The sequence below is a fragment of the Cryobacterium sp. Y11 genome, from assembly GCF_002929535.1.
Taxonomy (GTDB): Bacteria; Actinomycetota; Actinomycetes; order Actinomycetales; family Microbacteriaceae; genus Cryobacterium.
Genome location: NZ_PJJO01000061.1, coordinates 438,490 through 464,751 on the forward strand (window position 1 = coordinate 438,490; position 26,262 = coordinate 464,751).

General features: G+C 62.2%; 21 protein-coding genes and 2 tRNA genes. 13 read left to right on the forward strand and 10 right to left on the reverse strand.

Features of this window, described 5'->3' with window-relative positions; genetic code table 11:
- The first annotated feature begins 29 nt into the window (after positions 1–29).
- Together CXY75_RS18765 and CXY75_RS18770 are read left to right on the forward strand one after the other, a co-directional pair.
- Positions 30–530: a DNA polymerase III subunit gamma/tau gene (locus CXY75_RS18765; RefSeq protein WP_104084290.1), complete on the forward strand. Its 501-nt coding sequence runs from the start codon at positions 30–32 to the stop codon at positions 528–530.
- Positions 527–895, forward strand: coding sequence for a bacitracin resistance protein (locus CXY75_RS18770; protein ID WP_104084291.1), 369 nt, complete (start codon positions 527–529; stop codon positions 893–895). Before CXY75_RS18765 ends, CXY75_RS18770 begins: the two co-directional genes overlap by 4 nt.
- Before the next feature lie 3 nt (positions 896–898).
- Here CXY75_RS18770 and CXY75_RS18775 read toward each other — a convergent pair whose 3' ends face one another.
- Positions 899–1,294 (reverse strand): DoxX family membrane protein, encoded by a 396-nt coding sequence (locus tag CXY75_RS18775; RefSeq protein ID WP_104084292.1) that lies wholly within the window; start codon positions 1,292–1,294, stop codon positions 899–901.
- Positions 1,295–1,380: 86 nt separating this feature from the next.
- On the opposite strand from CXY75_RS18775, the gene serA reads away from it, so the two are divergent.
- Both serA and CXY75_RS18785 read left to right on the forward strand, forming a co-directional pair.
- Positions 1,381–2,973, forward strand: a complete 1,593-nt coding sequence (serA, locus tag CXY75_RS18780; RefSeq protein WP_104084293.1) for a phosphoglycerate dehydrogenase — start codon at positions 1,381–1,383, stop codon at positions 2,971–2,973.
- A 304-nt stretch (positions 2,974–3,277) separates the two neighbouring features.
- A complete protein-coding gene (locus tag CXY75_RS18785) occupies positions 3,278–4,771 on the forward strand; it encodes an MFS transporter (RefSeq protein ID WP_369826757.1) in 1,494 nt (497 codons plus the stop codon).
- Between the two features lie 76 nt (positions 4,772–4,847).
- Here the strand turns inward: CXY75_RS18785 and CXY75_RS18790 are convergent, their stop codons facing one another.
- Positions 4,848–5,102: a DUF6458 family protein gene (locus tag CXY75_RS18790; RefSeq protein WP_369826753.1), complete on the reverse strand. Its 255-nt coding sequence runs from the start codon at positions 5,100–5,102 to the stop codon at positions 4,848–4,850.
- Between the two features lie 109 nt (positions 5,103–5,211).
- Here CXY75_RS18790 and CXY75_RS18795 point away from each other — a divergent pair, with 109 nt between their 5' ends.
- The 3 genes from CXY75_RS18795 to CXY75_RS18805 are packed head-to-tail and all read left to right on the forward strand — an operon-like array spanning position 5,212 to position 8,140.
- A complete protein-coding gene (locus tag CXY75_RS18795; protein WP_104084294.1) occupies positions 5,212–6,282 on the forward strand; it encodes a 3-isopropylmalate dehydrogenase in 1,071 nt (356 codons plus the stop codon).
- The gene (locus CXY75_RS18800) at positions 6,279–7,382 is read left to right on the forward strand and encodes a branched-chain amino acid aminotransferase (protein WP_104084295.1); all 1,104 of its coding nucleotides are present in this window, start codon (positions 6,279–6,281) and stop codon (positions 7,380–7,382) included. Before CXY75_RS18795 ends, CXY75_RS18800 begins: the two co-directional genes overlap by 4 nt.
- A gap of 29 nt (positions 7,383–7,411) precedes the next feature.
- Positions 7,412–8,140: a fumarylacetoacetate hydrolase family protein gene (locus CXY75_RS18805; RefSeq protein WP_369826754.1), complete on the forward strand. Its 729-nt coding sequence runs from the start codon at positions 7,412–7,414 to the stop codon at positions 8,138–8,140.
- Positions 8,141–8,255: 115 nt separating this feature from the next.
- Here the strand turns inward: CXY75_RS18805 and CXY75_RS18810 are convergent, their stop codons facing one another.
- The gene (locus CXY75_RS18810; RefSeq protein WP_104084296.1) at positions 8,256–9,410 is read right to left on the reverse strand and encodes an aminotransferase class V-fold PLP-dependent enzyme; all 1,155 of its coding nucleotides are present in this window, start codon (positions 9,408–9,410) and stop codon (positions 8,256–8,258) included.
- A gap of 70 nt (positions 9,411–9,480) precedes the next feature.
- On the opposite strand from CXY75_RS18810, the gene CXY75_RS18815 reads away from it, so the two are divergent.
- From CXY75_RS18815 to CXY75_RS18825, 3 genes are all read left to right on the forward strand, one after another.
- Positions 9,481–10,545, forward strand: coding sequence for a LysR family transcriptional regulator (locus CXY75_RS18815; protein ID WP_233202018.1), 1,065 nt, complete (start codon positions 9,481–9,483; stop codon positions 10,543–10,545).
- A 90-nt stretch (positions 10,546–10,635) separates the two neighbouring features.
- Positions 10,636–12,159: a glutamate--tRNA ligase gene (gltX, locus tag CXY75_RS18820; protein WP_104084298.1), complete on the forward strand. Its 1,524-nt coding sequence runs from the start codon at positions 10,636–10,638 to the stop codon at positions 12,157–12,159.
- Positions 12,160–12,261: 102 nt separating this feature from the next.
- Positions 12,262–12,333, forward strand: a tRNA-Gln gene (locus tag CXY75_RS18825).
- 371 nt (positions 12,334–12,704) lie between these two features.
- On the opposite strand, the gene CXY75_RS18830 is transcribed toward CXY75_RS18825, so the two are convergent.
- A complete protein-coding gene (locus tag CXY75_RS18830; RefSeq protein WP_104084421.1) occupies positions 12,705–13,088 on the reverse strand; it encodes a response regulator in 384 nt (127 codons plus the stop codon).
- Positions 13,089–13,090: 2 nt separating this feature from the next.
- Positions 13,091–16,126 (reverse strand): response regulator, encoded by a 3,036-nt coding sequence (locus tag CXY75_RS18835; protein WP_146069540.1) that lies wholly within the window; start codon positions 16,124–16,126, stop codon positions 13,091–13,093.
- Between the two features lie 577 nt (positions 16,127–16,703).
- Between CXY75_RS18835 and CXY75_RS18840 the strand changes: the two genes are divergently transcribed.
- Together CXY75_RS18840 and CXY75_RS18845 are read left to right on the forward strand one after the other, a co-directional pair.
- Complete coding sequence (locus CXY75_RS18840; RefSeq protein ID WP_146069541.1) at positions 16,704–19,667, forward strand: response regulator; 2,964 nt, start codon at positions 16,704–16,706, stop codon at positions 19,665–19,667.
- A 4-nt stretch (positions 19,668–19,671) separates the two neighbouring features.
- Positions 19,672–20,052, forward strand: a complete 381-nt coding sequence (locus CXY75_RS18845) for a response regulator (protein ID WP_104084301.1) — start codon at positions 19,672–19,674, stop codon at positions 20,050–20,052.
- A 7-nt stretch (positions 20,053–20,059) separates the two neighbouring features.
- Here CXY75_RS18845 and CXY75_RS18850 read toward each other — a convergent pair whose 3' ends face one another.
- The 3 genes from CXY75_RS18850 to CXY75_RS18860 all read right to left on the reverse strand — a co-directional run bounded on the left by CXY75_RS18850 (position 20,060) and on the right by CXY75_RS18860 (position 22,920).
- A complete protein-coding gene (locus CXY75_RS18850; RefSeq protein WP_104084302.1) occupies positions 20,060–21,352 on the reverse strand; it encodes an ABC transporter permease in 1,293 nt (430 codons plus the stop codon).
- Entirely contained in the window at positions 21,349–22,143 is a 795-nt protein-coding gene (locus tag CXY75_RS18855) for an ABC transporter ATP-binding protein (protein ID WP_104084303.1), read from the reverse strand. Before CXY75_RS18855 ends, CXY75_RS18850 begins: the two co-directional genes overlap by 4 nt.
- 123 nt (positions 22,144–22,266) lie before the next feature.
- A complete protein-coding gene (locus CXY75_RS18860; protein ID WP_104084304.1) occupies positions 22,267–22,920 on the reverse strand; it encodes an MBL fold metallo-hydrolase in 654 nt (217 codons plus the stop codon).
- A 165-nt stretch (positions 22,921–23,085) separates the two neighbouring features.
- Here CXY75_RS18860 and CXY75_RS18865 point away from each other — a divergent pair.
- Positions 23,086–23,158: transfer RNA gene (locus CXY75_RS18865), tRNA-Glu, on the forward strand.
- Positions 23,159–23,296: 138 nt separating this feature from the next.
- Here CXY75_RS18865 and putP read toward each other — a convergent pair.
- Both putP and CXY75_RS18875 read right to left on the reverse strand, forming a co-directional pair.
- Complete coding sequence (gene putP / locus CXY75_RS18870; RefSeq protein ID WP_104084305.1) at positions 23,297–24,802, reverse strand: sodium/proline symporter PutP; 1,506 nt, start codon at positions 24,800–24,802, stop codon at positions 23,297–23,299.
- Positions 24,803–24,970: 168 nt separating this feature from the next.
- Entirely contained in the window at positions 24,971–26,149 is a 1,179-nt protein-coding gene (locus tag CXY75_RS18875) for a class I SAM-dependent methyltransferase (protein WP_233202019.1), read from the reverse strand.
- Positions 26,150–26,262: the final 113 nt, after the last annotated feature.

Below are 26,262 nucleotides of genomic sequence, written 5' to 3' on the forward strand. Positions count from 1 at the left end.
CGTGGGCGGCAACGGGATACTCTAGAAAAATGAACGCCACACGGGATGACGACGCACTGAACTGGGCCGGTGACGACGATCCGACCCTGCAGCAGGGAGGCGGCCCGGCAACGCCCGAGCCAACCGGCCTGCCAGAGGGATGGACTAGCCCGAAGCCCACAGCTGCCGGCCCGGAGCGCACGGCCGAGACTGACACAACGCCGGATGCCGTCGTCACCGACTCCGCCGAAGCGCCGCAGAGCTCGCTTGCCCTGGTCGGCATGGGAATTCTGGCCGGAATGTATCTGCTCTACACGATCGGCTGGTTTATCGGAGTGTCCCGAATACGGCAGCCCGTCACCGACGACCCGGTCGCGGAATTCATGTTCTCCCTCGGCGCCTGGCTCGCCGTCGCTGCGCCACTGGTGTGGTTCGGCGCGACCTATTGGCTCACCACGGCGCGACCGCGTGCCCGCCTGGTCTGGCTCCTGGTCGGTGTGCTCGTGCTCGCGCCGATTCCCTTCATTATCGGATCGGGAGCGGGCGCATGAGCGACAACGCATCGACCCAGAGCGCCGGCGCAACGACCCGCCGCCGTCCGCCAAAATGGCTGATGCTCACCATCGCCGTCGTCTTTGGCCTGTTCTACGCTTACGATGTCTGGGAAGCCATCGGTAATCTGGTCGGACTCAACCTGCAGGCCCAGTCCCTCGACACGCAGCTGAGCGGTTTTGGATGGACGGTGCTGATTATTGGCGTGCTCCTGCCGGTTCTCGTCTACGCCCTGGCCTACTGGATCGGGCGTAACCGGGCCTTCGGTGTGCAAGCTCTGACCCTGCTTGTGGGACTCTGCGCCAGTGCTGCCGTCTCGCTCGACATGTCGGCCGTGTTCGGCCTGGGCAGACTGATCGTGTAGGTCTTAGAGCACAGCAACCACAAGTAATGCCATGAGTACCAGTTGGGCGATCAGCCGTGGAACCAGCGGTATAGCTATCCGTCCAAATCGTTTCTTGTGCCGGGCGGCATAGGCGTTGGCCGGAAATACCGCCGCGAGAAACACGACGAGCGCCCCGGCGGCCAGCATCATGGTCGGCGGGAACAGCAGTCCCAGGCCCCCCGCGATCTCGCACACCCCGGTGAACACAACGAGATTGGTCGGATTAGCCAGCCCCGGGCTGCGCAGGCGCGGGGGAATCATCGCCGCCATCGTGCGCTGCACGGATGGTTGAAAATGAGTCATCCCCGCGCCGATGAAGACGATCCCCAGCACGACGCGCAGGCCCAATTGGAGTCCGTCTATTACCTCGTTGCTCATTGCTCAATTGTGCAGCCGGTAGGCTGGAAAGCGAGTAGCGCCCATTGTCGCGCCGCCAAGACTTGCAATCTAAGGATCCGATTTTATTGTCGAAGCCCGTTGTCCTGATCGCCGAAGAACTGTCCCCCGCCACCGTCGATGCTCTCGGGCCCGACTTTGACATTCACCACGTCGACGGCACGGATCGGTCCGCGTTGTTCGCTGAGCTTGCCACCGCGCAGGCCGTTCTGGTGCGTTCCGCTACCAAAATGGATGCCGAAGCCATCCACGCGGCTCCCTTCTTGAAGGTTATTGCCCGTGCGGGCGTCGGCTTGGACAACGTCGACATCAAGGCCGCTACAGCGGCCGGCGTCATGGTCGTCAATGCCCCAACGTCCAACATCATCTCGGCCGCCGAGCTGACCGTTGGGCACATTCTGAGCCTGGCCCGGCACATTCCGGCCGCTTCTGGCGCCCTCGCCGACGGAGCGTGGAAGCGCTCCAAGTACACCGGTGTCGAGCTGTACGAGAAGACCATCGGCATCATCGGCCTCGGCCGTATCGGTGCGCTCATCACCGCCCGCATGCAGGCCTTCGGCACCAACGTCATCGCCTACGACCCCTACATCACCTCGGCCCGCGCCCAGCAGCTCGGCGTGACCCCGGTCACCCTCGACGAACTGCTCGCGCAGTCCGACTTCGTCACCATCCACATGCCGAAGACCCCGGAGACCACGGGAATGATCGGTGCAGCGCAGCTGAAGCTGATGAAGCCGACGGCGTTCGTCGTCAACGTCGCCCGCGGCGGACTCATCGACGAAGAAGCGCTGCACGAGGCACTCGTGGCCGGCACCATTGCCGGCGCGGGCCTTGACGTGTTCGTCAGCGAACCGCCGACCGGGTCGCCGCTCCTGGGCCTCGACAACATCATCACGACCCCGCACCTCGGCGCCTCGACCGACGAAGCGCAGGAAAAGGCCGGCGTGTCCGTGGCCAAATCCGTGCGCCTTGCACTCTCCGGTGAGCTCGTGCCCGACGCGGTCAACGTGGCCGGCGGCGTCATTGACCCCTACGTGCGCCCCGGCATTCCGCTGGTCGAAAAGCTCGGCCAGGTATTCTCCGGCCTCGCCGCGCACAGCCCGCTCACCAGCGTCGACATTGAAGTACGCGGCGAACTGGTCGAGTACGACGTGAGTGTGCTCAAGCTCGCAGCGCTCAAGGGCATCTTCACCAACGTGGTCAGCGAAACCGTCTCGTACGTCAACGCTCCGCTGCTCGCCGAACAGCGCGGCGTCACCGTGCGTATGCTCACCGACGCCGAATCGCCCGAGTACCGCAATGTCATCACGCTGCGCGGTGCCCTGGCGGACGGCTCGCAGGTCTCCGTCTCTGGCACCCTCACCGGCACCAAGCAGATCGAGAAGATCGTCGAGATCAACGGGTATGACGTCGAGGTTCCGTTCGCCAAGAACCTCATCGTCATGCTCTACACCGACCGCCCCGGAATCGTCGCCGTCTACGGCCGCGAGTTCGGTGAGGCCAACATTAACATCGCCGGCATGCAGATCGCCCGCCACGTGGCTGGCGGCAAGGCGCTCAGCGTTCTCACCGTCGACTCCGAGGTTCCGGCCGGACTGCTCACCTCGGTGCGCGCCGCGATCGACGCCGACATCATGGTGGAGATCGACCTGACCGAGTAGGTTCGTTCAGAACGGATGCGGGTGGGCGCCTGCAGAGCCGGCGCCCACCCGCATCCGTCTTGAAGCTGCTGCAAATCCGTGAGAATTTCAAGAGTGAGGGGTTGGAAATCGACCGTGTTATGCGGGGTCGGTTTCCGGTCGATGTTCGACCCCTCACTGGACGGGTTGATTGAGCGAGAAAGTGATTGAGATCGTGTCTGTCCCTGTTGTTCCCAAAGAACCCGCTGACTCGACCGGTGCCGACGTGACCAGCGCCGACTCGACCGGTGTTGCCGCGCAACAGACCGGGGGAGCGGCATCCGCTCTGCCAATCGTGCACGACCGCCGACGCTGGTGGGCGCTGGCGGTGCTCATGCTTCCGGTGCTGCTCGTGTCGATTGACAACACCGTGCTCAACTTTGCGCTGCCCGCCATCTCGGAGGCGACCCGGCCGAGCGGTGTACAGCTGCTCTGGATGGTCGACATTTACCCGCTCGTGCTCGCCGGCCTGCTCGTGGCCATGGGCAGCCTCGGTGACCGCATTGGGCGTCGTCGCCTGCTCCTGATCGGCTCGGCCGGTTTCGGCGTGGTCTCGGTGGCCGCGGCCTTCTCGCCGAGTATCGACTGGCTCATCGCGGCTCGCGCCGTGCTCGGCTTCTTCGGCGCCATGCTCATGCCATCGACCCTGTCGCTGCTGCGGTCGACCTTCGTGCACCGTGACCAACGCCGCCTGGCTATCGCGATCTGGGCCACCGGGTTTGCGGCCGGCAGCGCGCTCGGCCCGGTCGTCGGCGGTATTCTGCTCGAGCACTTCGCCTGGGGCTCGGTGTTTCTGCTCGCCGTTCCGCTGTTGCTGCCGCTGCTCGTGCTGGCGCCGCTGCTCGTGACCGAATCGCGCGACCCGAAGCCGGGTCGCATCGACTTTCTGAGCATCGTGCTCTCGCTGGCAACCATGCTGCCGATCGTCTACGGCATCAAGACCATCGCGCAGAACGGGCCGAGTGCGCTCACCGTCGCGCCGGTTGTGCTCGGCCTGGCCCTCGGCGCGCTGTTCGTGCGTCGGCAATTGCGCCTGCCCAGCCCCATGCTCGACATGAGCCTGTTTCGGCGTGGCTCGTTCAGCGGAGCCGTCGGCATCAACCTGCTGAGCGTCACCGCGCTCGTCGGATGCCTGTTTTTCATCTCGCAGCACCTGCAGCTCGTGCTGGGGCTGTCGCCGATGGTGGCCGGGCTGGTGCTTGTGCCGGGACTGGTTGCGATGATCGTGGCCGGGCTGGTTATTGTGCCGATTGCGCGCCGCGTGCGCCCGTCGCGAGTCGTGCCGATCGCCCTGCTCTTCTCGGCGGTGGGCTTTGCCTCGATCGCCGTGCGCGGCGGCGAGATCGATGCCGCGTGGATCGGCGTGGCGTTCGTGCTGCTTGGCGTTGGCATCGGGGCGGCCGAGACTGTCTCGAACGAGCTGATCGTGGCGACGGCTCCGGCGGATAAGGCGGGGGCGGCATCCGCTGTGTCGGAAACCGCCTACGAACTGGGGGCGGTACTCGGAACGGCGATTCTCGGCACCATTCTCACGGCGTCGTACCGCGCGGCCGTGCTGCTGCCCGACGGGCTGACCGCTGCCGAGCGGCTGGCAGCGGGAGAAACCCTGGGCGGCGCGGTTGCGGTGTCCGGCCAGCTGCCCGCCGACACGGCCAGGCAACTGCTCGACTCGGCGCGGCACGCCTTCGACAGCGGCGTCGGGCTGAGCGCCTGGATCGGTGTAGCCCTCGTGTTAGGCGCGGCCATAGTGGCCGTGATAAGTCTGCGCCGAGCCCGCTAACCACCACTCGAAAGCGGGAAAAACGTTGCTTCAGCACTCGTGAAGCAACACTTTTTCCGCTCTCGCGAGCAGGTGCTTAGACGTCGTCGATCGAGTTCTCGCGGCGGGTGACCTGCTCGCCGTTCGCCGGGTCGGCGATCGTGCGAGTGGTACTCACACTGTTGCGGCGGCGCGTCATGAGCACGACGCCGAGGATCGTGACGAGCGCACCGGCGGCGAGCAAAATATAGCCCACGAGCTGCAGGTCGACTCCGGTGACGGTGATATCGAGGGCCCAGACCAAAATGGCGCCGACGACCAACAGAAAGATTCCCAGTCCGATACTCATCATTTCCCGCTTTCCTTTGATGGTGCGCTGGTGACCAGCCTAGGCACTTCAGTGAGAAAGGTAAGGTTTGACTATACGCAATTCAGGTGTTTGTTGACTGATTCGGAGCCGCATGTCTCGTACTATCAAACTCGCAGTCATTCCCGGAGACGGGATTGGACCGGAAGTTGTCGCTGAAGCCGTGAAGGTGCTCGGCGCCGTCACCGCTCGCGACGACGTCACGATAGAGACGAGCACGTTCCTGCTCGGGGCCGCCCGGTTCCTCGAAACCGGCGATGTGCTCACCGACGCCGACCTCGCGTCGATTCAGCAGCATGACGCCATCCTGCTTGGCGCCGTCGGCGGCGTTCCCGGCGATCCGCGCCTGAAAGACGCCAACATTGAACGCGGGCTGCTGCTCGGCCTGCGCTTCGCCCTCGATCACTACGTGAACCTGCGACCCTGCACCATTTACCCCGGCGTGACGAGTCCGCTTGCCGCCCCCGGCGTGGTCGATTTCATCGTCGTGCGCGAGGGGACAGAAGGCCCGTATGTCGGCAACGGCGGCGCCATCCGCCGCGGCACCGCGCAGGAAATCGCCAACGAAGTCTCCGTCAACACCGCTTACGGCGTGGAACGCGTCGTGCGCTACGCCTTCGAGGTGGCCAAGGGACGAGAACGCAAACGCCTCACCCTCGTGCACAAGACCAACGTGCTCGTCTTCGCCGGCAGCCTGTGGCAGCGCATCGTGAACGAGGTGGCTCTCGAATACCCCCAGGTCACGGTGGATTATCTGCACGTCGATGCTGCGACGATCTTCTTCGTCACGAATCCGAGTAGATTTGATGTACTCGTCACCGACAACCTCTTTGGCGATATTCTCACCGATTTGGCAGCGGCAATCAGCGGCGGCATCGGCCTGGCAGCCTCCGGAAATATCAACCCGACGGGTCGCTTTCCCAGCATGTTCGAGCCGGTGCACGGCTCGGCCCCCGATATCGCCGGCCAGCAAGTCGCCGACCCGACCGCGGCCATCCTCTCAGTGGCGCTGCTGCTGGACCACCTCGGTCTGACGGATGCTGCGACTCGGGTCAACGAGGCGGTCACCGACGACCTGGCGCGCCGCACCGCCACGGCACGACGCAGCACGGCTGAGGTGGGAGACGCCATCGTGACGCTTCTGACAGACAAGGTACTCAAATGAGCAAGACCACCACTTTTCCCCTGAATTTCGCCGTGACGCCGTCGACCGAGGCTCGCGCCGAAACCGAACGTGCCGAGATTCTCGCCGACCCGGGATTCGGCAAGCACTTTACCGACCACATGGTCACGATTGACTGGTCGGTCGATACCGGCTGGCACGATGCCCGCGTCACGCCTTACGGACCGTTACTGCTCGATCCAGCATCCTCGGTGCTGCATTACGGGCAGGAGATCTTCGAGGGGCTGAAGGCTTACCGGCACGCCGACAACTCAATCTGGACCTTCCGTCCGGAGAAGAATGCGCAGCGGTTGCAGCGTTCGGCCCAACGCCTCGCACTGCCCGAACTCTCGATCGACGACTTCATCGAATCGGTCAAGCAGATCGTCGCAATCGACGGCGACTGGGTGCCATCTGCGCCCGAGACCAGTCTGTACCTGCGCCCGTTCATGATCGCCAACGAGAGCTTTCTCGGTGTGCGCGCCGCCCACAAGGTGAGCTTCTACGTGATCGCCAGCCCAGCCGGCGCCTACTTTGCCGACGGCGTCGCCCCGGTGAAGATCTGGTTGTCCACCGAATACTCGCGGGCTGGCCGCGGCGGAACCGGAGCCGCCAAGTGTGGTGGAAACTACGCCGCCTCGCTGCTGCCCCAGATGGAAGCCTACGAAAACGGCTGCGCCCAGGTGCTCTTTCTCGACGGTGAGACCGGCAGCCACATCGACGAGCTCGGCGGCATGAACGTGTTCTTCGTGCACGGCACCGACACCCTTGTTACTCCTCGCCTGACCGGAACCATTCTCGAGGGAGTCACGCGCGATAGCATCATGCAGCTCGCCCGCGATCGCGGTATGACCGTTGAGGAGCGCGACGTGACGCTGGGGGAGTGGCGCGAGGGCGTCGCATCCGGTGACATCACCGAGGTCTTCGCCTGCGGAACCGCCGCAGTGGTCACCCCGATCGGCCAGCTCAAGGCGCGCGACTTCACGATCGGCGACGCGGATGCCCCGGCCGGCGAGATCACGTTGGCGCTTCGCCAGGAACTCACCGACATTCAGTACGGGCGCCTGCCCGACCGTCACGGCTGGCTCACCCGCCTCGACTAAACTGAACCTTTTGGCCTTTGCGGGCGGGAATGAGATACGTGAAGATCGCACGCTACAGCTACCAGGGCGCCATCGCGTTTGGCATCGTTGACGACGACGAACTGGTCGTGCTTACCAGCGACCCGATGTTCGCCGGATTCGACACAACCGGCGACCGGGTCGCCCTGGCCGACGTGAAGCTGCTCGCGCCGGTGATTCCCCGCTCGAAAATCGTCGCGATGGTGTCGGCCGAGGCGTTCGTGCTGAGGCCAAACACCGCGGTCGTCGGGCCCGGCGACGCCATTGTGCTGCCTGCCGCGTCGGAGCGGGTCGAGGTCGACGGTCAGCTGGCGATCATCATCGGCAAGATCGCCAAGAACGTCTCAGCAGCGGATGCCCCCAGTCGCGTCTTCGGCTACACCGTCGCGACGGTCGTCACCGCGGCGGACCGCTCGTCGGGTTTAGCCGGCGCCTTCGACACGTTCCTGCCGCTCGGACCGGTCATCGAGACCGAGTTTGACGAGGCCTTGTCGCCCCTGCGCGGACTCATCAACGATGAGGAATTTCAGGCCGTCGAACTCGGCGAGGACGACCGCACGACCGAGGACACCGTTGCGGCGCTCGTGTCGTTCGCCTCGAGCGTGTTCACCCTGCTGCCCGGCGACGTAATTCTGGCCGGACCGCTGGACACGCCAGCGACCGTCGTCGACGGCGACACGGTGTCGATGGCGATTGCCGGTATCGGGGCACTCGTGAACCCCGTGGTGCGCCCGGCCTGACACGCGCGGTGCCTGGGGCGTGACCCGTGGGCGTCGCATCACGGGCCCACCTTGTGACCGTGGGCCCAGTTTATAAACTGGGCCCTTGGACGGGGCCCGGGCCCCGTCCGAGGGGTTAGGGGCGGAGCGCGGCCAGGGCTAGGGCCACGTCGTCCTCGTCGTTGAAGAGGTGGAACGCGACGCGGGCGCGGCCGGCCCGACCCGACGCCGTGAGGCCGGCGGCGGTGAGGCGCGCAAGGTCACGGCCATCGGCATCCGGCCAGCTGATGATGGCCTGGCCGAGGCGAGGCAGGCTAAGTCCATCGCAGAGAGCATCACCCAGGGCCACATTATGGGCGCGCACCTCGGCCAGGTCGAGGCTGCGGAACAGGTCGATCGCCGGCTCGGCGCCGACCCAGGCTGGCCAGGCCGGAGACACGTCGAAGCGGCGGGCGTTCGGGGCCAGGGCCATTGCCGGGCCGTAACAGGACGCCCACACGTCGTCTCCCGCATACCATCCGGCGTTCACCGGGTGCAGCTCCGCGGCGAATGCGGAAGATACCGTGAAGAGGGCGACGCCGCGCGGGGCGCCGAGCCATTTGTAGCTGTGGCAGATCGTCGCGTCATAAGCGGATGCGTCGACCGGCATCCACCCTGTGGCTTGCGTCGTGTCGCACAGGGTGAAGGTGCCAGTTTTTCGGGCGGCAGCGCAAATGGCATCGCTGTCGGCGAGGATGCCCGTGGCGGACTGCACGAGAGAGAACGCCACGAGCCAGGTGTTCTGCGTCAGGCTTGCGGCCAGATCGGCAAGTTCCACCTGCCGCACGGTCACGCCGCGGTGGGCCTGGGCCAGAAAGGGAAACACCATCGAGCTAAAGTCGCCGATCGGGAGCACGACTTCGGCACCGTCGGGGACGCTCGCGGCTACCATTCCGGCCAAGACCGAGGTCTGTGAGCCAATCGCCACCCGGCTCGAGGTGACGCCCACAAGGTCGGCATATCCGGTGCGCACACGTTCGACGATATCGCCGTACTGTGCGGCGAAAGCTTCTCCCCGGGCCCAGGCCTCCGTATCTGCGCGCATCGCCGCGATCGTGTCGATCGTCGGCAGCCCGAGCGTGCAGGCGGCGAGATAGCCGCGACCGGCGGTGTATTTGGTGCGGGCTTCGGCGAGAGTGACGGTGCTGGCGCTCGAGTCCGTGCGGATGATCGCACCAGTGTTCGTGCCGCTCTCCCCGGTGGTCTCGGTGTTGGCGGCGAGGCTATTGGTGCGAAGGGCTGCGGGACTCATGGTTCCAGTGTGCCCGTGGGGTATCCATACGACAACCGCCAGTATCCGATGCAATTCATAAGCCGGGATTATGATTATCCTTATGATCCATCTGCTCGGTGATAGCCCCGACCTCGACGCGCAGGCCCTGCAGGTCGTGAGCGCGGTGCACGACCACGGCTCCATTACGGCCGCAGCGGCTTCCCTGGGTTACAGCCAGCCGGCCGTGAGCCAGCAGCTCAAGCGCCTTGAGCAACGACTGGGGCTCGCCGTGGTTGAGCGGGTCGGCCGCGGCGTGCGACTGACCGAGGCTGGCCTCGTGCTGGCGCGGCACGCCGTAACCGTGGCCACGGCGCTCGATGCAGCACAGGGGGAGATCGCCGAGCTGAAGGGGCTGCGAGCTGGGCTCGTGCGTCTGGCGGCGTTCCCGTCGGCATCCGCTACGCTCGTGCCGAGCCTGCTTGCGCGCATGAAGCAGCAGCACGCCCAGATCAGCATCACCTATCTGGAGGCTGAACCGCCCGAGGCCGTTGCGGCTGTGCGCGAGAATCGCGCCGACCTGGCCATTACGTTCAGCTATCCGGGAGACCGGGTGGATCCGCATCGGAAAAGCGCGCAGGGGCTGCGGGTGGCGACCCTGCGCCGAGACGAGATGATGCTCGTGCTGCCGGTCGGGCATCCGCTCGCCGGCGCAACACGCAACACTGTACCCGCCATAGCCCCGCCCGGTGCCATCGCGCGGGCACGGGACACCGGCGCGCGCGATGCGCGCGGTATCGACCTCGGCGACCTCGCCGACGAGAACTGGGTGGCGGGCTGCCCCCGCTGCCGCGGTCACCTGCTCGAGCTCTGCGATCGCCGTGGATTTGCCCCGCGCATCTTCTACGAGACCGACAATGTTGCCGCAGTGTTCGGCCTAGTCGAGGCCGGTATCGGGGTGGCGCTTCTTCCGGCCCTGGCGATTGATTCGGTCGGCGCTCGCCCAGGCGTTGTGATTCGTGCCACGACCGGGCGTGACCACCGCACCCTGCACGCCGTGACGGCCGCCGGTGCCGAGCGCGTTCCTGCACTTGCCGCCGCGCTGCGCGCGTTGGTTGCGATTTCGTCGCCCGGTAAGACTGCGGGCGCCGCGCCCTTGTCCGGTCCCACCCTCTGAATCCGGGCCCAGGATAGATCATGGGCGCACGTTCCTAGCCCGGGCCCGGAACGTGAGGGAGCACGCCCCGCGCAACTAGAATCATGAGTAATGTCTGACACCACTGCACACCCGTTTTCTACCGCCACCGGAACCGACGTTCGCGTGCGGTTCTGCCCCTCGCCGACCGGAACGCCGCATGTCGGCCTCGTGCGCACCGCCATGTTTAACTGGGCCTACGCCCGGCACACCGGCGGCAAAATGATCTTCCGCATCGAGGATACGGACGCCGCCCGTGACAGCGAAGAGAGCTTTCTGCAGCTCGTCGACGCCATGCGCTGGCTGGGGCTCAACTGGGACGAGGGCGTTGACGTTGGCGGGCCGCAGGCTCCGTACCGCCAGTCCGAGCGCTACGACATCTACCGTGGCGTCATCGAGCAGCTCCAGGCGAGCGGCCACATCTACGAGAGCTTCGTCACCGGTGAAGAGATCGAGAAGCGTAACCGCGACCTCGGCCGCGACCCGAAAATGGGCTACGACAACTTCGAGCGTGACCTCAGCGAGGAGCAGAAGGCCGCCTACCGCGCCGAGGGTCGTTCCCCGGCGCTCCGCCTGCGGGTGCCGGACACGGAGCTCTCCTTCGATGACCTGGTTCGGGGAGAGATCACTTTCCCGGCCGGCTCGTTTAGTGACTTTGTGGTGGTGCGCCCGAACGGGCATCCGCTCTACCCTTTCGTCAACCCGGTCGATGACGCACTGATGGGTGTCACACACGTGCTGCGCGGCGAGGACCTGCTCTCGTCGACCCCGCGTCAGATCGCGCTGTACCACGCGCTCATCGACATTGGCGTGACCACCTTCGTGCCGCGTTTCGGTCACCTGCCCTACGTCATGGGTGACAAGAATAAGAAGCTTTCCAAGCGTGACGCCGAGGCGAGCTTGTTTCTGCACCGCGACCGTGGATTCATTCCGGAGGGCCTGCTCAACTATCTCGCCCTGCTCGGCTGGTCGCTGTCCCACGACCGCGACGTATTCTCGATCGACGAGTTCACCGCCGCATTCGATGTCGTCAACGTCAACCCGAACCCGGCCCGGTTCGACCTCAAGAAGGCCGAATCGATTAATGGTGACCAGATCCGTCAGCTCGAGGCATCAGACTTCGCCGCCCGACTGGTTCCCTACCTGGTGACCGCCGGCGTGCTCGCAAAGACCCCCAGCGAGGCCGACCTGGCCCTGCTCGCCCAGGGCGCACCGCTCATCCAGGAGCGCATCGCCCTGCTCGGCGAAGCACCCGCCATGCTCGGTTTCCTCTTCGTGACCAGCACCGACCTGGTTCTTGAAGCGGATGCCCTCGCCTCCCTCCCGCAAAATGCCGCCGACATTCTCGGTGCGTCTCGCACCGCTCTTGCGAGTATTCCGTCAGCGGAATGGACCACCGACCGGGTGCACACGCTGCTGGCCGTGACGCTCGTCGAGGGACTGAGCCTCAAGCCGCGCGTCGCTTTCGGGCCGCTGCGGGTCGCGCTGTCTGGCCGCAAGATCTCGCCGCCGCTGTTTGAGTCGATGGAAATTCTCGGACAAGGCGAGACTCTGGATCGCCTTGACCGGGCGTTGGCGGTCATCGTTTCCGAGTAGGGCGCTGTCAGGCCGGAGAGACTCGCCGGGGGACACCCCGGTTTGGCCTCTCTGGCCCGAGTGGGCTAGGCTACTACTCGGCCCGATCTTCGGATTAGGCATTGGGGTATGGTGTAATTGGCAACACGGATGATTCTGGTTCATTTGTTCTTGGTTCGAGTCCAGGTACCCCAGCTTTTTCCCCTTGGTTTCCGCGGAAACCAAGGGAATTTCTTTTTTCTAGAGACGCGACTAGTGGGCAAAAAGCCGCCTCGCATTTTCACCGGCGACACCGGCGAGTAATGAGTGCCAGTGTGTAGTCGAATCAGAAAACGCGCTCTCGATAGGGCCATGTACTCGGTTCAGGTTCGTGCAACTGCATTGTCGATGTGGCCGTCATCAGAGAAATGCCCCGGCGATCAGTCTTGTAAAACCCAATGATTTCTCCCAAGGTTGAACAGGTCACTGTGATCGAACGGATGCTGGTTGATGAGGTGATAATCCGAGTCAACTTCTGATTTGCCATCTACGACGCCGTGCAGGAGGAAAGGTGGCACGGCCCAGTTTTAGCTGGTTTCTTTGTCAGTTCGTGGCATCAGCCATTTAATGGCATCGTGCACTTCCTGGACCTGCAATGGCTTGGTAATGAACGCGTCGCAGCCGGCGTTTCGCGCTCTGTCTTCATCACGTGTCGTGGCCATCGCCGTGAGGGCAATCACCGGGATAGAGGCTGTTATCGGGTCGTTTTTGAGCATGGTGGTCGCCTCGAATCCGTCCATACCGGGCAATTGCACATCCATTAGAATCAGATCGGGAAGCTCACTGTGTGCCAGTAGGAGGCCGCTCTCCGCATCGATGGCCTCTATGGCGATATGCCCCGCGGCGCGCACAAGCAACGTGGCGAGCTTCATGTTGATGGCGTTGTCCTCGACGATCAATATTTTGCCCACAGTCATGACTCTGCTGCGCGTTGGGCGCTTGCTGACAGTGCGCGTCTAACCTCGTCCAAGAAGGCACGCCGATTGAACTTATCAGCTCCGATCACGCTGACCGGCTGTGACGGGTCGCTCTCGACCGCTGCCGCTTCCTGATGGGTTAGCTTTTTGCCCGTCACGACGAGTACAGGAATATGTTCGGTTGTGGGGTCGTGTTGCAGGGTGTACACGATTTGATAGCCGCTACAGTCTTCCATCATAAGGTTTAGCAGAATCAGATCGGGATGCAGGCGTCGTGCCATGTCAATTGACTCATCCTTGCTGGAGGCGCGTTCGATGACGTACTCCGGTCTCGTCAGGAATCGTGCGATCACGTCGACTGTCTCGGGATCGTCGTCGGCGACGAGAACCCGACGGGTGCGGCGGGCATCCGGGCTGAGCCCGAGCGCCTCGAGCGCCTGCTGCAGCGCTTCTTCGCTGATTGGTTTTTCCAGCACGGCCGCCGCTCCGTGGGTCAGGGCGAGACTCACGTCGCCATCACCAACGATAATGACGATGGGCACGGCAGCGAATTCCGAGTACTCATGCAGCCGGAGCAGAAAGCCCCAGCCGTTGACTCCGGGCAAACGAGCGTCGAGGGTGATGACGCTGAGCTGTTGAGTGTGTGAAATTTCCAAGCCTTTTTTGCCGGTACCGGCGACGATGACGCGGAAGCCTTCAGCCTCGAGCAGGACCTGAAGCATTTCGGCGCCCTTCGCGTCGTCGTCGATGACCAACGCGAGGTGGTGCTCAGAAGATGCGGCCCCTTCCGCGATTTCATGCAAAGCCTCAACGATTGGACGTGCTGGTTCATCGTCTGTGGCGTCCATTGGGTCTGCCTGTGTGTCGTCCGGAGGCGCGACGCCTGTGGAGTCTGAGGTCGCAACGTCTGTGGCGTCTGACAGCTTGACGTTCGCGTCGTTCATAGGCCGCTCCGAAGAAGAATTTCTAACCCCGACGGTACTGTCACTCGCGGTCTCGACCCGGAATTCGTTGTCTTGACCCTCCGAGGCTGTGCCCTCTGGCCGTACGACCTCACCGGCAACGACCGCGACGCCATTTTCCACTGCACTCGGTGGAGTAGTCGGCGCGGCGTTGGGGGTGCTGCCGATTTGCGGTGTGCTCCTGTCTTCGGGCCTGGTCGGTGCTGGGCTCCAACTCTCCGCGTCCGGAAGCACGGCGTCAGGCTTAATCACCTTCATTCCTGTGCCCGTCCATTCCGGAGCTTGAGTGTCGCTCGCGCCCAAGGGAAGCCAAGCGACGAAACTAGATCCGACACCTTCCTCGCTGGCAACGGCCACGGTTCCGCCTTGAAGCTCCACTATCCGCTTGACCGTGGCGAGTCCCAACCCGGTTCCTTCGAATTTTCGTGCCAGGCTGCTGTCAATTTGACTAAAGGCAAGGAAAAGCTTCGATATGTTCTCAGCGGAGATTCCTATGCCTGTGTCGTCGACTCGTAGTTCCAAAAATTTGTCGACAGCACTTTTCGGTAGGGGAAAATCATGAACCGACCATGTGCCGGGGATCTTTCCTACCGCGCTTCGGGTGACTCGTTTCGCCGAAAGCGTTATTGTTCCGTCGTCGGGGGTGAACTTCACTGCATTAGCCAGCAGGTTGTACACAATCTGCTTAATCTTGCGCCGGTCGAGGAGCGGAGTTCCTAAGTCGTCCCCGCCCCGATACATGAGGTGGAGGCTATGCAGAGCGGCCTTTTCGCGAACTATCGTGAGGCTCTCCTCTAAAAGGGACCGCACATCGACTGATTCCAGCTCAATGTCCACCATTCCTGCTTCGATTTTGGACAGATCGAGGATGTCGTTTATGAGAGATAAGAGGTGGAGGCCGCTGGAATGAATATCCTCGATGTATTCACGCTGCGACTCGGTCAAGTTCCCTACGAGTCCTTCCTTGAGTACCTCGGAAAAGCCAATGACGGCGTTAAGCGGAGTACGCAGCTCATGAGACATCGTGGCTAAGAACTCTGTCTTCAAACGATTAGCGCGTTCCAACTCGAGATTCGTCTTCTGCAGAGCGCTCTCAAAACGCTTACGTTCTGTTACGTCGCGGGCCGAGGCGAAAACACCCTGCACCACCCGATCACGATCGTAAAATGTGGCCGCATTGTATGACACATCCGTTTCATCACCGTTGAACGCCCGCACGGTGAGTTCATAATCGATGACCCTACTCTCGGCCAATGCTCGCCTAATGGCCGTATCAGCCCGAACGGGATCGACGAAGAAATTACGGCACGGAGCACCAATGAGTTCATCCCTGGTGCGCCCGGTGAGTTCAATCATCTGTTGATTTACATCGGAGATGACGCCAGTCGTGTCCGTCATCATTAGAGCATCAATGTTGGACTCGATAAGAGAACGGGTATAGAACTGCTGGTCACGAAGCCGTTGATCGAGAGCCGACTGCGTGACCGCAGCCTGATTGCGCGCCGTATTATCGGTACTGATCAGCAAATAACCGATAATTTCGGCGTCGCTGTCTCGCAACGCCGAAACGGACACTGTCGTAGGAAATCGACTGCCGTCTTTGCGAATCGCCGTCAGTTCGTAGACGTCTTCAATTCCCCGGCTCGCCTTGTAAACCATCGCTTCAAAGCCAGGCTTGATGTTTTTACCGAATTCAGCGCTCAACGCTGCCGCCCGCGCATTGATCTCGTCAGGATCATGCATGAATCCCGGTACAACCTTGTTCACCACATCATCAGCGGTATAGCCGAGCATACGCTGAGCTCCCACATTGAAAATCTGAATAACACCCTTGGCATCGGTGGCGACGCTGACAAAATTCGCGCTGTTAAAAATTGCATTCTGCAAGCTGACAGTCTGTTCCAACAAGTTTTTATCGGCAGCGTTCTTTTGTGCGTCTGAATACTCGTCATTCGTCAGCGTGGGCTCTTCCGAGTCCAGTTCCTCGTGCGGCGAAGTCTCGTTCTTGCTTTCAGCCTGTGTCATGTCCAGCTCGCCTTCCTCGATCGACCAAAAGGAAATAGCGGTCAACTGTGAGGTTCACGGCAGATGAACCGCACGTTCGACGTGGTGCCGTGTCAAAGCGAATTGCTCGCCATTAAAAATTTTTCTACTAATTTACATCATGCTGATCCTCCACGCACCCCTGTCGTGGGACTGATCACCGTTTTGGCTCGAGTCCTGTTACGCACGTTGCTGTCGTCGCGCTCGTCCGGGGCACGGTTCTTTTCATGGTCGAGGTGATCGGTCATTTCCTCGGTCAGCGCGGCATCAAGAAATGTTTTTGTGAACTGGCCTAGCAGCCTATTCGGACCGCCCAGGGCCAGGCCTTGCTCCTGAGCCAAGCGCAGTCATTCCTTCGCCGCCACCGCCTCACGGATCGGCTCAGATTTCGTTTTCTTCGTCACAGCATCAAGTGTCGTCACCACGGCACCTTTCCCGCCCGAACCATGTCCAGCACGTCAGGCCGGAAACACTGTTTAAGAGACAGTCCCGGCGGTGATATCGTCCCCCCGATAGGGGTCATTTTCTGCTGCGTGCTATACCTTTGACTGAGGAAAATGTTCTCGTCGACGCGTAATTATCTAGTGAGGCGAAGCTGCCTACCGTGAGCCTCTTCCTCAGTACCGGCGAGCGATGCTGGCAGGCACGCCCGCACAGTCGATTGATCATGGAAGGCGTAACGACTATGACACGCCACGGACGCAAAAATTATCCCCACGCGTCGATAGTTGATCGGGGCCCCGTGGCAACCGAGACGGGGGCTGATGCGGGTGACTCGAACGAGCGCCAAAAGGTTTTGAAGAAGAAACTCTCGCGACAGACCGTCAGCCTGCAGGACGCGATCTTTAACAGCGTGAATTTTTCAAGTATTGCCACCGACGCCGATGGCGTCATTCAAATTTTCAATGTGGGTGCGCAGCGCATGCTGGGCTACACCGAGGAGGAAATCGTAAACAAGGTCGTGCCGGGGGACTTGCACGATCCAGAAGAAATCATCGCCCGGGCGGCTGAGCTGAGTGCTGCGGTCGGGGCGAAAGTTGAGCCTGGCTTTGAAGCACTCGTGTACAAGGCCAGCCGGGGCATAGAGGACATCTATGATTTGACGACGATTCGCAAGGATGGCAGTCGTTTTCCGACCACGATTTCGGTCACTGCCTTGCGCGACGCCGACAAGAAGATTATTGGCTATCTGTTGATCACTACCGACAATTCGGCGCGTAACCAGGCATCGATCGCCCAGTCTGTACTCGACCAACGACTGCGGGACCAACAGTTTTATACCCGGTCTCTCATCGAATCCAACATTGATGCGCTCATGATGACCGACACCAGGGGGATCATCTCTGACGTGAACCAGCAGATGATCGAATTGACCGGGCGTACCAGGGACGAGCTGATCGGCGCACCCTGCCGTAACTTCTTTACCAATCCAGCCCGGGCTGACACGGCGATAAAGCGTGCTCTGGTGGAGAGTACGGTGAGCGATTACGAACTCACGGTGCGTTCTATCGACGGCAAAGAGACCGACGTCTCCTACAACGCCGCGACCTTCTATGATCGATATCGGGTGGTTCAGGGTGTTTTTGCTTCGGCCCGTGATGTAACCGAGCGCAAGCGTTTAGAGGGTGCGCTCCGTAAAACGAATATCGATTTGGAACACGCGAGCCGCATGAAGACGGAGTTTCTCGCGACGATGTCGCACGAATTACGCACCCCGCTGAACGCCATCATCGGATTCTCTGAGGCGCTCAAGGACGGTCTCATGGGGGAGATGACCACTACCCAGCGTGAGTACATCGGGGACATCTACTCCAGTGGGCACCACCTCTTATCCCTGATCAATGACATCCTCGACCTATCCAAAGTTGAGGCTGGAATGATGGTCATCGAGTTGGAACCGGTGAATGTGCGTGCGCTACTAAACCAAAGTCTGTTGATCGTACGAGGTGATGCTTCGGCGCGTGGCCTGCACCTCGCCTTTGAGGGAGCGGAAAACCTGGGAGATCCGCTGCTTGACCGACGTAGAACCAAACAAATTGTTTATAACCTCTTGTCCAACGCCGTCAAGTTCACACCCGACAACGGGACGGTCACACTCAAAGCAAACCGGGTAGCCCGTGGCGCCGTAGGTACTATCGCCGGTACTCGGCCGGTGCATGATTTTCCGCTGCCCAAGAGCGACATTAAACACTTTTTAGAGATTCGTGTCGACGATACGGGGATGGGGATTTCCGCCGAGAATATGTCCAAGCTTTTTCTCGCCTTCAGCCAGATCGATAGCACCTTGGCGCGAAAGTTTGAAGGCACTGGACTCGGTCTCGCCACGGTCAAACGAATAGTGGAGCTTCAGGGGGGCACGGTGGCCGTGGCAAGTGAGACGGGTGAGGGTGCCAGTTTTGTCATCTGGATTCCGCTGGGCGCCACGGACGATGTCGCGCCAGCTTGGTCGGGCACGGAGGTGAAAATTTCGCGGGGTGGCGCCGAGCCCCGAGCAGCGAAAAGTAGAGGCGTAGCACCCAACCCGGTACACGACAAGCCCAAGCCGCATCCGTACCACGAACACCGCACAGCGGTCGGTGCAGGAGAGAACGGTTTCTTGTCTATCGACCCTGAACCGGCAGGCGCGGCACGGGGTGACGTTTCGAACCAAGAAGACGAGAGCACCCTGGGTGCCTCGGCATTGCCCTACCAGCCTGACCGAGAGGACAATGCCTCGGGGGTGTCGACGGAAAGGTCGCCGGGGGCGTCCGAGAACCCGCAAGGTCTACCCGCACACGATGGACAGGAGGAGAAACACGTTGCTCTCGTCATTGAGGACGACACCAAGGGCGCTGAAGTGCTTCGCCTCCTGCTGGAGGCCGAGGGATTTAAAGTCATTGTCGCTACCAGCGGCGAAGAAGGGCTGGAAATTGCTCCGCATCAGAATCTGAGTCTCATCACCCTGGACATCCGTCTGCCGGGGATTGACGGCTGGGGTTTTCTGTTGCGTTTGCACGAGTTTTCCGACCTCGCTGCGGTTCCGATCGTGATTATTGCGGGGAACACCGACGTGAGCCTGGCATTGACCCACGGCGCGGCCGCCGTGCTAGAGAAGCCGATCACCCGGGCTGCGCTGCAAGAGTCGTTGAAGGCGCTAGGCCTCAGCCCCGACGCGCTGCGCACCCGTCGCGTTCTGGTTGCCGATGACGATCCCGAAACTGTTGACGTGATCGCACGCTTCTTGACCCACCCAGAATATGTGGTTGAACGGGCCTTCACCAAGGATGACGCCATCGAGATGGCGCAGCGCTTGCATCCGGACCTCGTGCTGCTCAATCTCATGATGGAAGGGTTTAGTGGCTATGAAGTCGTGTTGGCACTACAAAGCGAAGAGCGGACCGAACATATTCCCGTGCTGATCGTGACCGGTAAGCCGCTGACCAGGCAGGAATCGGCAGCGGTGAACAGCGACCCGAGCCAGCCCGTGCGTGTGCTCGGCACCGAGAACTTTAACCGAACGTCATTCTTGGCCGAGGTCAAACGAGCTCTCAAGTCGGAAGGCCGTCGGAGCGGCCAGGCGGGCGGGTGATGCTGTGGCCAGAATTCGTATTATTGAAGACAATCCCCTCAATATGAAGCTCGCCACTCTTCTCGTGAGCCGGGCGGGCCACTCGACTCTGGGAGCCGTTGACGCCGAAAGCGGATTGTTGCTCGCTCGGAACAAATTGCCGGACCTGATTCTGATGGATATCCAGTTGCCGGGGATGAACGGCTTTGAACTGGCATCGGCCATTCGGGCGGCGGAACCACCAGGGACACGCATGCCGATTATGGCCATGACCGCCAGCGCTGGACCCGGCGACGCCGAGCATAGCCGCATAGCCGGCATGAACGAGTACCTCCTGCGCCCCCTGCACCTGGCCAAGTTGCGGACAGCGCTGCTGAAATGGTTGCCGTTGGCGTCTGAACTCTAGCCGGGTGCTACTCGTAGCGCAGGGACTCGATCGGGTTCTGCTTGGCCGCGCGCTGCGCCGGCAGGGTGCCGGAGAGGAACGCGATGAGCATGACCAGGCCGATAACGAGCGCGACGGAGGCCGGTTCGAAGAGCAGGATGTTCAGCCCGGGCAGACCGGACAGCAAGCCTCGCGACAGCACGGCGCTCAGTGCCGAGCCGAGGCCGATGGCCACGCCAGCGCCGAGCGCACTGCCGAGGAATCCGATCACGATGGCCTCGAGGCTGAACAGCGTATAGACCTTGCCGCCGCTCATACCCATGGCCTTCATGAGACCGATTTCGCGGGTGCGTTCCTGCACGCTCATCAGCAGAGTATTAATGATTCCGAATGCGGCAGCAATCAGGGCGATCACCGCGAAGGCGTTGAGCACACCCACGATGCCGGTGATCACGGTTTGCACGGCACCGAGCTGGTCTGCGATCGTGCTCGCGGTGTAGCCCTCACTAGCAAGATCGGCTTTGAGGGCTGTGATGCCATCGGCCGACAGCGCGGTGTCGAAGTGAGCTACGGCCACACCGTAGCTGGTCACAGCGGTATCGATTCCGCCGGACTGCGCATCGGCCAATTCGGCGATCAGAGCATCATTGGCTCCGGCCCCCGAGGCGAGCAGACTCTCCAGTGAGACGCCGACGATGGTGGCAGCGACCACGTGCTTCGCACCAAGAATGTCGGTAATACCGATCGAAACGGATGTCCCCACCGCGTCGGCCGCCGACGCAAAACCTAGCGGAGTCACAAAAGTATCTGGCAGCACGAGCTGCGCCGCGCTGGCGCTGCCGTCGAGCTGAGCGCCCGCCGTCAGGTCGGCTGTGGTCACCGCCGAGGTGGCATTGATGCTGAACTCGTACGGGGTTCCTGACTCGGATTCAATGTAGTCGGCCTGCACGGCACGGATGGGGTCGACCGACTCGATACCGGCGACGTTGGCGATCGACGCGAGGTCGGCATCCGTTAGCGCCTTGGTCGTTGTTCCAGGGGGACCTTGCTGGCTCGCCACCGACGCGGAACTGGCTGCGTCATACTTCACGGGGCCATCGCCGGCCGTGCTGGCGTCGCTGGCCTGCGTGATGATGAACACGTCGGGGGAGCCGAGGGCGCCAACCTGGGCGTCGACGTACTGGCTGACCCCGGCACCGACGGCATTAGTCAGGGTGAGGGTGAACGCTCCAACGAAGATCGCCAGAACGGTCAGGGTCGTGCGCAGCTTGCTGCGAAAGGTGTTGGAGATCGCGGAGATGATGAGGTCTTTGGTTCTCATGCTGCGCCTCCGGCGGTGCTGTGGGCTTCTGCGTTCGTGGGTGCGGCCGCACTGTGGGCTTCTGTGTTCGTGGGTGCGGCCGCGCTGTGGGCGGCCGAGCGGGCGGCCGTGTGCTGCACGACGAGTCCGTCGCGAATGTAGATCTGGCGGTCACAGCGGGCGGCGAGTTCCTCGTCGTGGGTGACGATGACGAGCGTGATGCCCTGGCTGCGATTGAGTTCAAAGAGGATGTCTTCGACCACGGCTCCGGTGGCGGTGTCGAGGTTTCCGGTCGGTTCATCCGCAAAGATCACGCGCGGAGCGTTCACCAAGGCCCGACCGATCACGACGCGCTGCTTCTGCCCGCCCGAGAGGGTGGTCGCTTTGTTGCCGGCCTTGTCGGCGAGCTCGAGTTGCGTAAGAACCTCCATGCCGCGGCGTCGTCGTTCCTTGCCGCCCATGCCAGCGATCTTCAGCGGCAAAATGACGTTGTCGAGCACGCTCACATTGGGGGTGAGGAAGAACTGCTGAAAGACAAAGCCGAACTCCTTATTGCGCAGCTCATTGACGGCGCGCTTGGACAGCGACTTCGCAGTCTGGCCAGCTACCTCGAGTGTGCCCTGGTCGGGCTCGTCGAGCAGCGCCAGCAGGTGCATCAGGGTCGACTTGCCCGAGCCGCTCTTGCCGACGATGGCCACGGTTTCACCGGCTGCGATCTGTACCGACACGCCCTTCAGCGCGTCGAAACGGCTCGTGCCAGACCCATAGGATTTCTCCAGGCCGTGCGCATCAATTACCCACTCAGAGCTCATCGGACTACCTCAGTTCTGTGCCACCCACACGGGTGCGCATTGTGTCGTAACTGCACTCTAAAAGGCAGTTGCTGCACGTTACCTGAAGGGGCACCTCCGAGCGTTGCGCCAGCGTCGGCGTGCTTACATGTCGAGGCTCTCGCCCGGCTCGAGCGCGAAGAAATCCCCGCCGCCCTGCTCTGTCACACCCCGAATTCGTGCATTCGACAGTTCTTTTCCCGCGCGGGAAAGCAGCATCTCGTGGGTCGTGAAGCTGCGCCTGGGCTTCACGGCGAGAACGAAGTCCATTGCTTCACTCATTTTCATCCAGGGTGCTGCTGCCGGTACGGCGAGCGTGCCTACATCGACACCTTCGGGAATCGTGAAGGCGTCACCGGCGTAGTAGAACTCGTCGTTGACCAACACTCCAACGTTGCCGATGACCGGGATCGACTCGTGAATGACCGCGTGCGTCGCGCCGTAGAAGCGCAGGGTGAACGGGGCGACCTCGATGATATCTCCGGCCATGACCGTGGTAACGGCAATACCGTTGAGAGCGGATGCTGCAATGGCGTCAACCACGCCGGCCGGAGCGAAAATGCAGAGGTCAGGATTCATCTCGATGATGCGCACGAGCTGTTCGGGAGTCCAATGATCGGCGTGTTCGTGAGTGATGACCACGGCCACGGCACCCGCCGTCCCGGTGAGCGCCGTGGTGAACGACCCGGGGTCGATGTAGAGCTTCTTGCCCGAGAGCTCAATGATCAGGGCCGCGTGCTCCAGCTTGGTCAGTTTCATTCCCCGAGCTAACCGCGATTGGAGCCCTGGCGCAACAGCATCCGCTTTCTGGATGGTGTTTCTGCAAGCACGAGCGACGGCTGTACCAACCCGTCGCGACGCGCCGCGTGTGCTCAGTTTGGAAGTGCGCTCCTCCGTGTGGCATACTCGGTAAGTTGCAAAAACGGCCCCATCGTTTAGCGGCCTAGGACATCGCCCTCTCACGGCGGTAACGCGGGTTCGAATCCCGCTGGGGTCACACTTGCCCGGTTCCCTTCTTCCGAAGGGTGCCGGGCTTTCGTTTTTTAAAGCGAGCCGTGCTGTCGGGAATGACATTGGCGCCTGCCGCTGACCGTGAAGGCCGGCGGCAGGCGCCAGTGTTATGACGGGTGCTGTGTTACACGGACACAGACTCCGGCGCCTTGTAATCGGCGTGGCCCTGTTCTGCCGCTGCATCGAATTCGGCATCGATCTCGGCGTTGGGCTTGTAGGTAGCAAGCGACACCACGACGGCGACGATCAGGCTAGCCGCGAAGCCGGGCACGATTTCGTACAGCGTGTCGCCCAACGGGGAGTTGCCCCAGATGAAGACGACGACGGCGCCGGTCACCATCGAGGCCAGCGTGCCCCAGGTCGAGAGCTTCTTCCAGTACAGGGAGAGCAGCACTACCGGGCCAAAGGCTGCACCGAAACCGGCCCAGGCGAAGCCGACCAGGTCCAGGATGGTCGAGTCGCGGTTGAGCGCGATGAGTCCAGCGACAATCGCGACCAGCAGTACTCCGATGCGTCCGAGCATGACCAGCTGCTTGCTCGAGGCATCCTTCTTGCCGATGATCTTGTACAGATCCTCGACCAGGGCCGAGGAGGAGACGATCAGCTGCGAGGAGATGGTGCTCATGATGGCGGCCAGCACGGCGGCGAGCACGAGGCCGGCAATGAACGGGTGGAACAGCGTCTGCGCGAGCATCAGGAACACCGTTTCGGGGTCAGCCAACGACAGATCCGGGTTCTGCTGGAAGTACGCAATGCCGATCAGGGCCACGGCGACGGCGCCGAGGGCGGTGAGGATCATCCAGCCAATGCCGATGCGGCGACCGGCCGTGGCGTCCTGCGGGCTGCGCAGAGCCATGAAACGCACGATGATGTGCGGCTGCCCGACGTAACCGAGGCCCCACGCCGCCGCCGAGATGATTCCCAGCGCTGTTCCGCCAGCGGTGATGGAGAGCAGGTTCGGGTCCACCTCGCGAATGGAGTCGAGCGTTGCTGTGATGCCGCCGGTCGCGTTGAGCGCGACGATCGGCACAGCGATGAGCGCGACGAGCATGAGAATGCCCTGGGCGACGTCGGTGAGAGTGGCGCCGAGAAAGCCGCCGAACAGCGTGTACAGCAGGGTGACGCCGGCGACGATGAGCATGCCGGTTAAGAAGGTGGAGCCGAAGGAGCTCTCGAAGAACACACCGCCGGCGACCATGCCGGAAGCGACATAGAACGTGAAGAACACCAGAATAATGACACCGGAGACAACACGCAGCAGGCGCGAGGAGTCCTTGAGTCGGTTCTCGAAGAAGCTCGGGATGGTGATCGAGTTATTGGATACCTTGGTGTACGAGCGCAGCCGCGGGGCCACGAACTTCCAGTTCAGCCAGGCGCCGATGGTGAGGCCGATAGCCATCCAGGCCTCAACCAGACCACCAATATAGATGGCGCCCGGCAAGCCAAGCAGAAGCCAGCCGGACATGTCGGAGGCGCCGGCACTGAGTGCTGCTGTGCCCGGTTTCAGCCGTCGTCCGGCCAGCATATAGTCGTCAAGATCTTTGGTTTGCCGATATGCAAACCACCCGATGGCCACCATGCCAGCGAGGTATAAAACGATCGCAATTAATTGAAAAGTCTGATCCGTCATTTGGGATTCCTTTGTTGGGATGCCCGGCTTACAGGACGTTTTTACCCGAGAAATGGGCAAGGTCAAAGTTCCATTGTTGCAGAAATACGGGCCCGCTGCGCTGGCGAGTGCCCATTTTTCCCCGAAAATGGCCTCTCCAGTGCGCCGGGTGGCACCGATGCGAGGGGCTTATTCGACGAGGCAGAGACGCCAGAGCGAGGTGACTTCAGCGGCCCGCACGGCGTGTAGCGGATCGCTCAAATCGGCAGCGCGCGTGTGCACTGCTGGCGCGTTCAGCGACCCGATCACGCGCAGTCCGGCCGCAGCAATGATGGCCATCAGATCGTCGCGGGAGCGCAGTCCGACCAGCTCGGCAAAGTCGGAGAGCACCAGCCACACCTCGCCACCAGGCTCGAGGTGTGCCCTCACGCCGGCCAGAAAACCCTTGAGCATGCGCGAGCCTGGATCATAGACGGCAGCGTCGAGCAACGAGTGTGCTGTGGCCGGAATCCACGGCGGGTTGCAGACGATCAGATCGGCACGTCCCTCGGGAAAAAGATCGGCCAGTCGAACCTCGACCCGGTCACCCAGGTTCAACCGTGACATTGTTTCCTCAGCGGATGCGATGGCTCGCGGTTCGATATCCGTTGCGATCACCCGGGGCACTCCGCGGGTTGCGAGCACCGCGGCAAGTACGCCGGTGCCGGTACCGATGTCGAAGGCGACCTTCGGCGCGGCGAGCGGGGCCGTCGCCACGAGGTCGACGTATTCGCTGCGCACCGGAAAAAACGTGCCGTAGTGCGGGTAAATAAAGGCGTTCAGCGCCGCCACCGGAATGCCCTTAGTGCGCCACTGATGGGCGCCGATACTGCCCAGTACCTCGTGCAGTGATACCACGGAGCCCTCAGTGATGAGTCCGTAGGCCTCGATCGTCGCCGCACGCAGATCGGGCGCCCGACGCAGCGCGATGACGTTGCCGGGACCGAGCGGAACGAGCAGCAGCCCGAGAATTCGGGCTCGGTGTGAACGGTTCTGGCGATAGCGGTAAAACAGCTCACCGGTCGTGCGCTCGGTGCTATCGGTGCGGGGGCGCGTGCGGTGCTCGAGGGCCGTCAGAATCTGGCGGGCGTTCTGGAAGTCTCCGGTCCAGAGCATCGCGACGCCCTGTGAGGCCATGCGGTAGGCGGCATCTGCTGTGATCGTATCGTCGACCGGCACAACGCGCTTCGGTGCCGGTGCGCTGTTGGCCGATCGCCAGGGCGCATGGGCCGGCTGACCGTTCTGAGACCAGTCGATGTTGCCACTCGAAATGTCGGCGGCCGTCATCGTGAGCGGTCCATAGTCATAGCGTCCAACTATAGGCTCCACGGCGCACGCGTGGGTGCGGCACTGGCGGTGCGGCTACTGGCTGATCTGGGGCGTAGATGGGCTTGAGTTGTGTGGCGTTCGGGCGCCCATGCGCGAGAGAGCATGACAAGCAC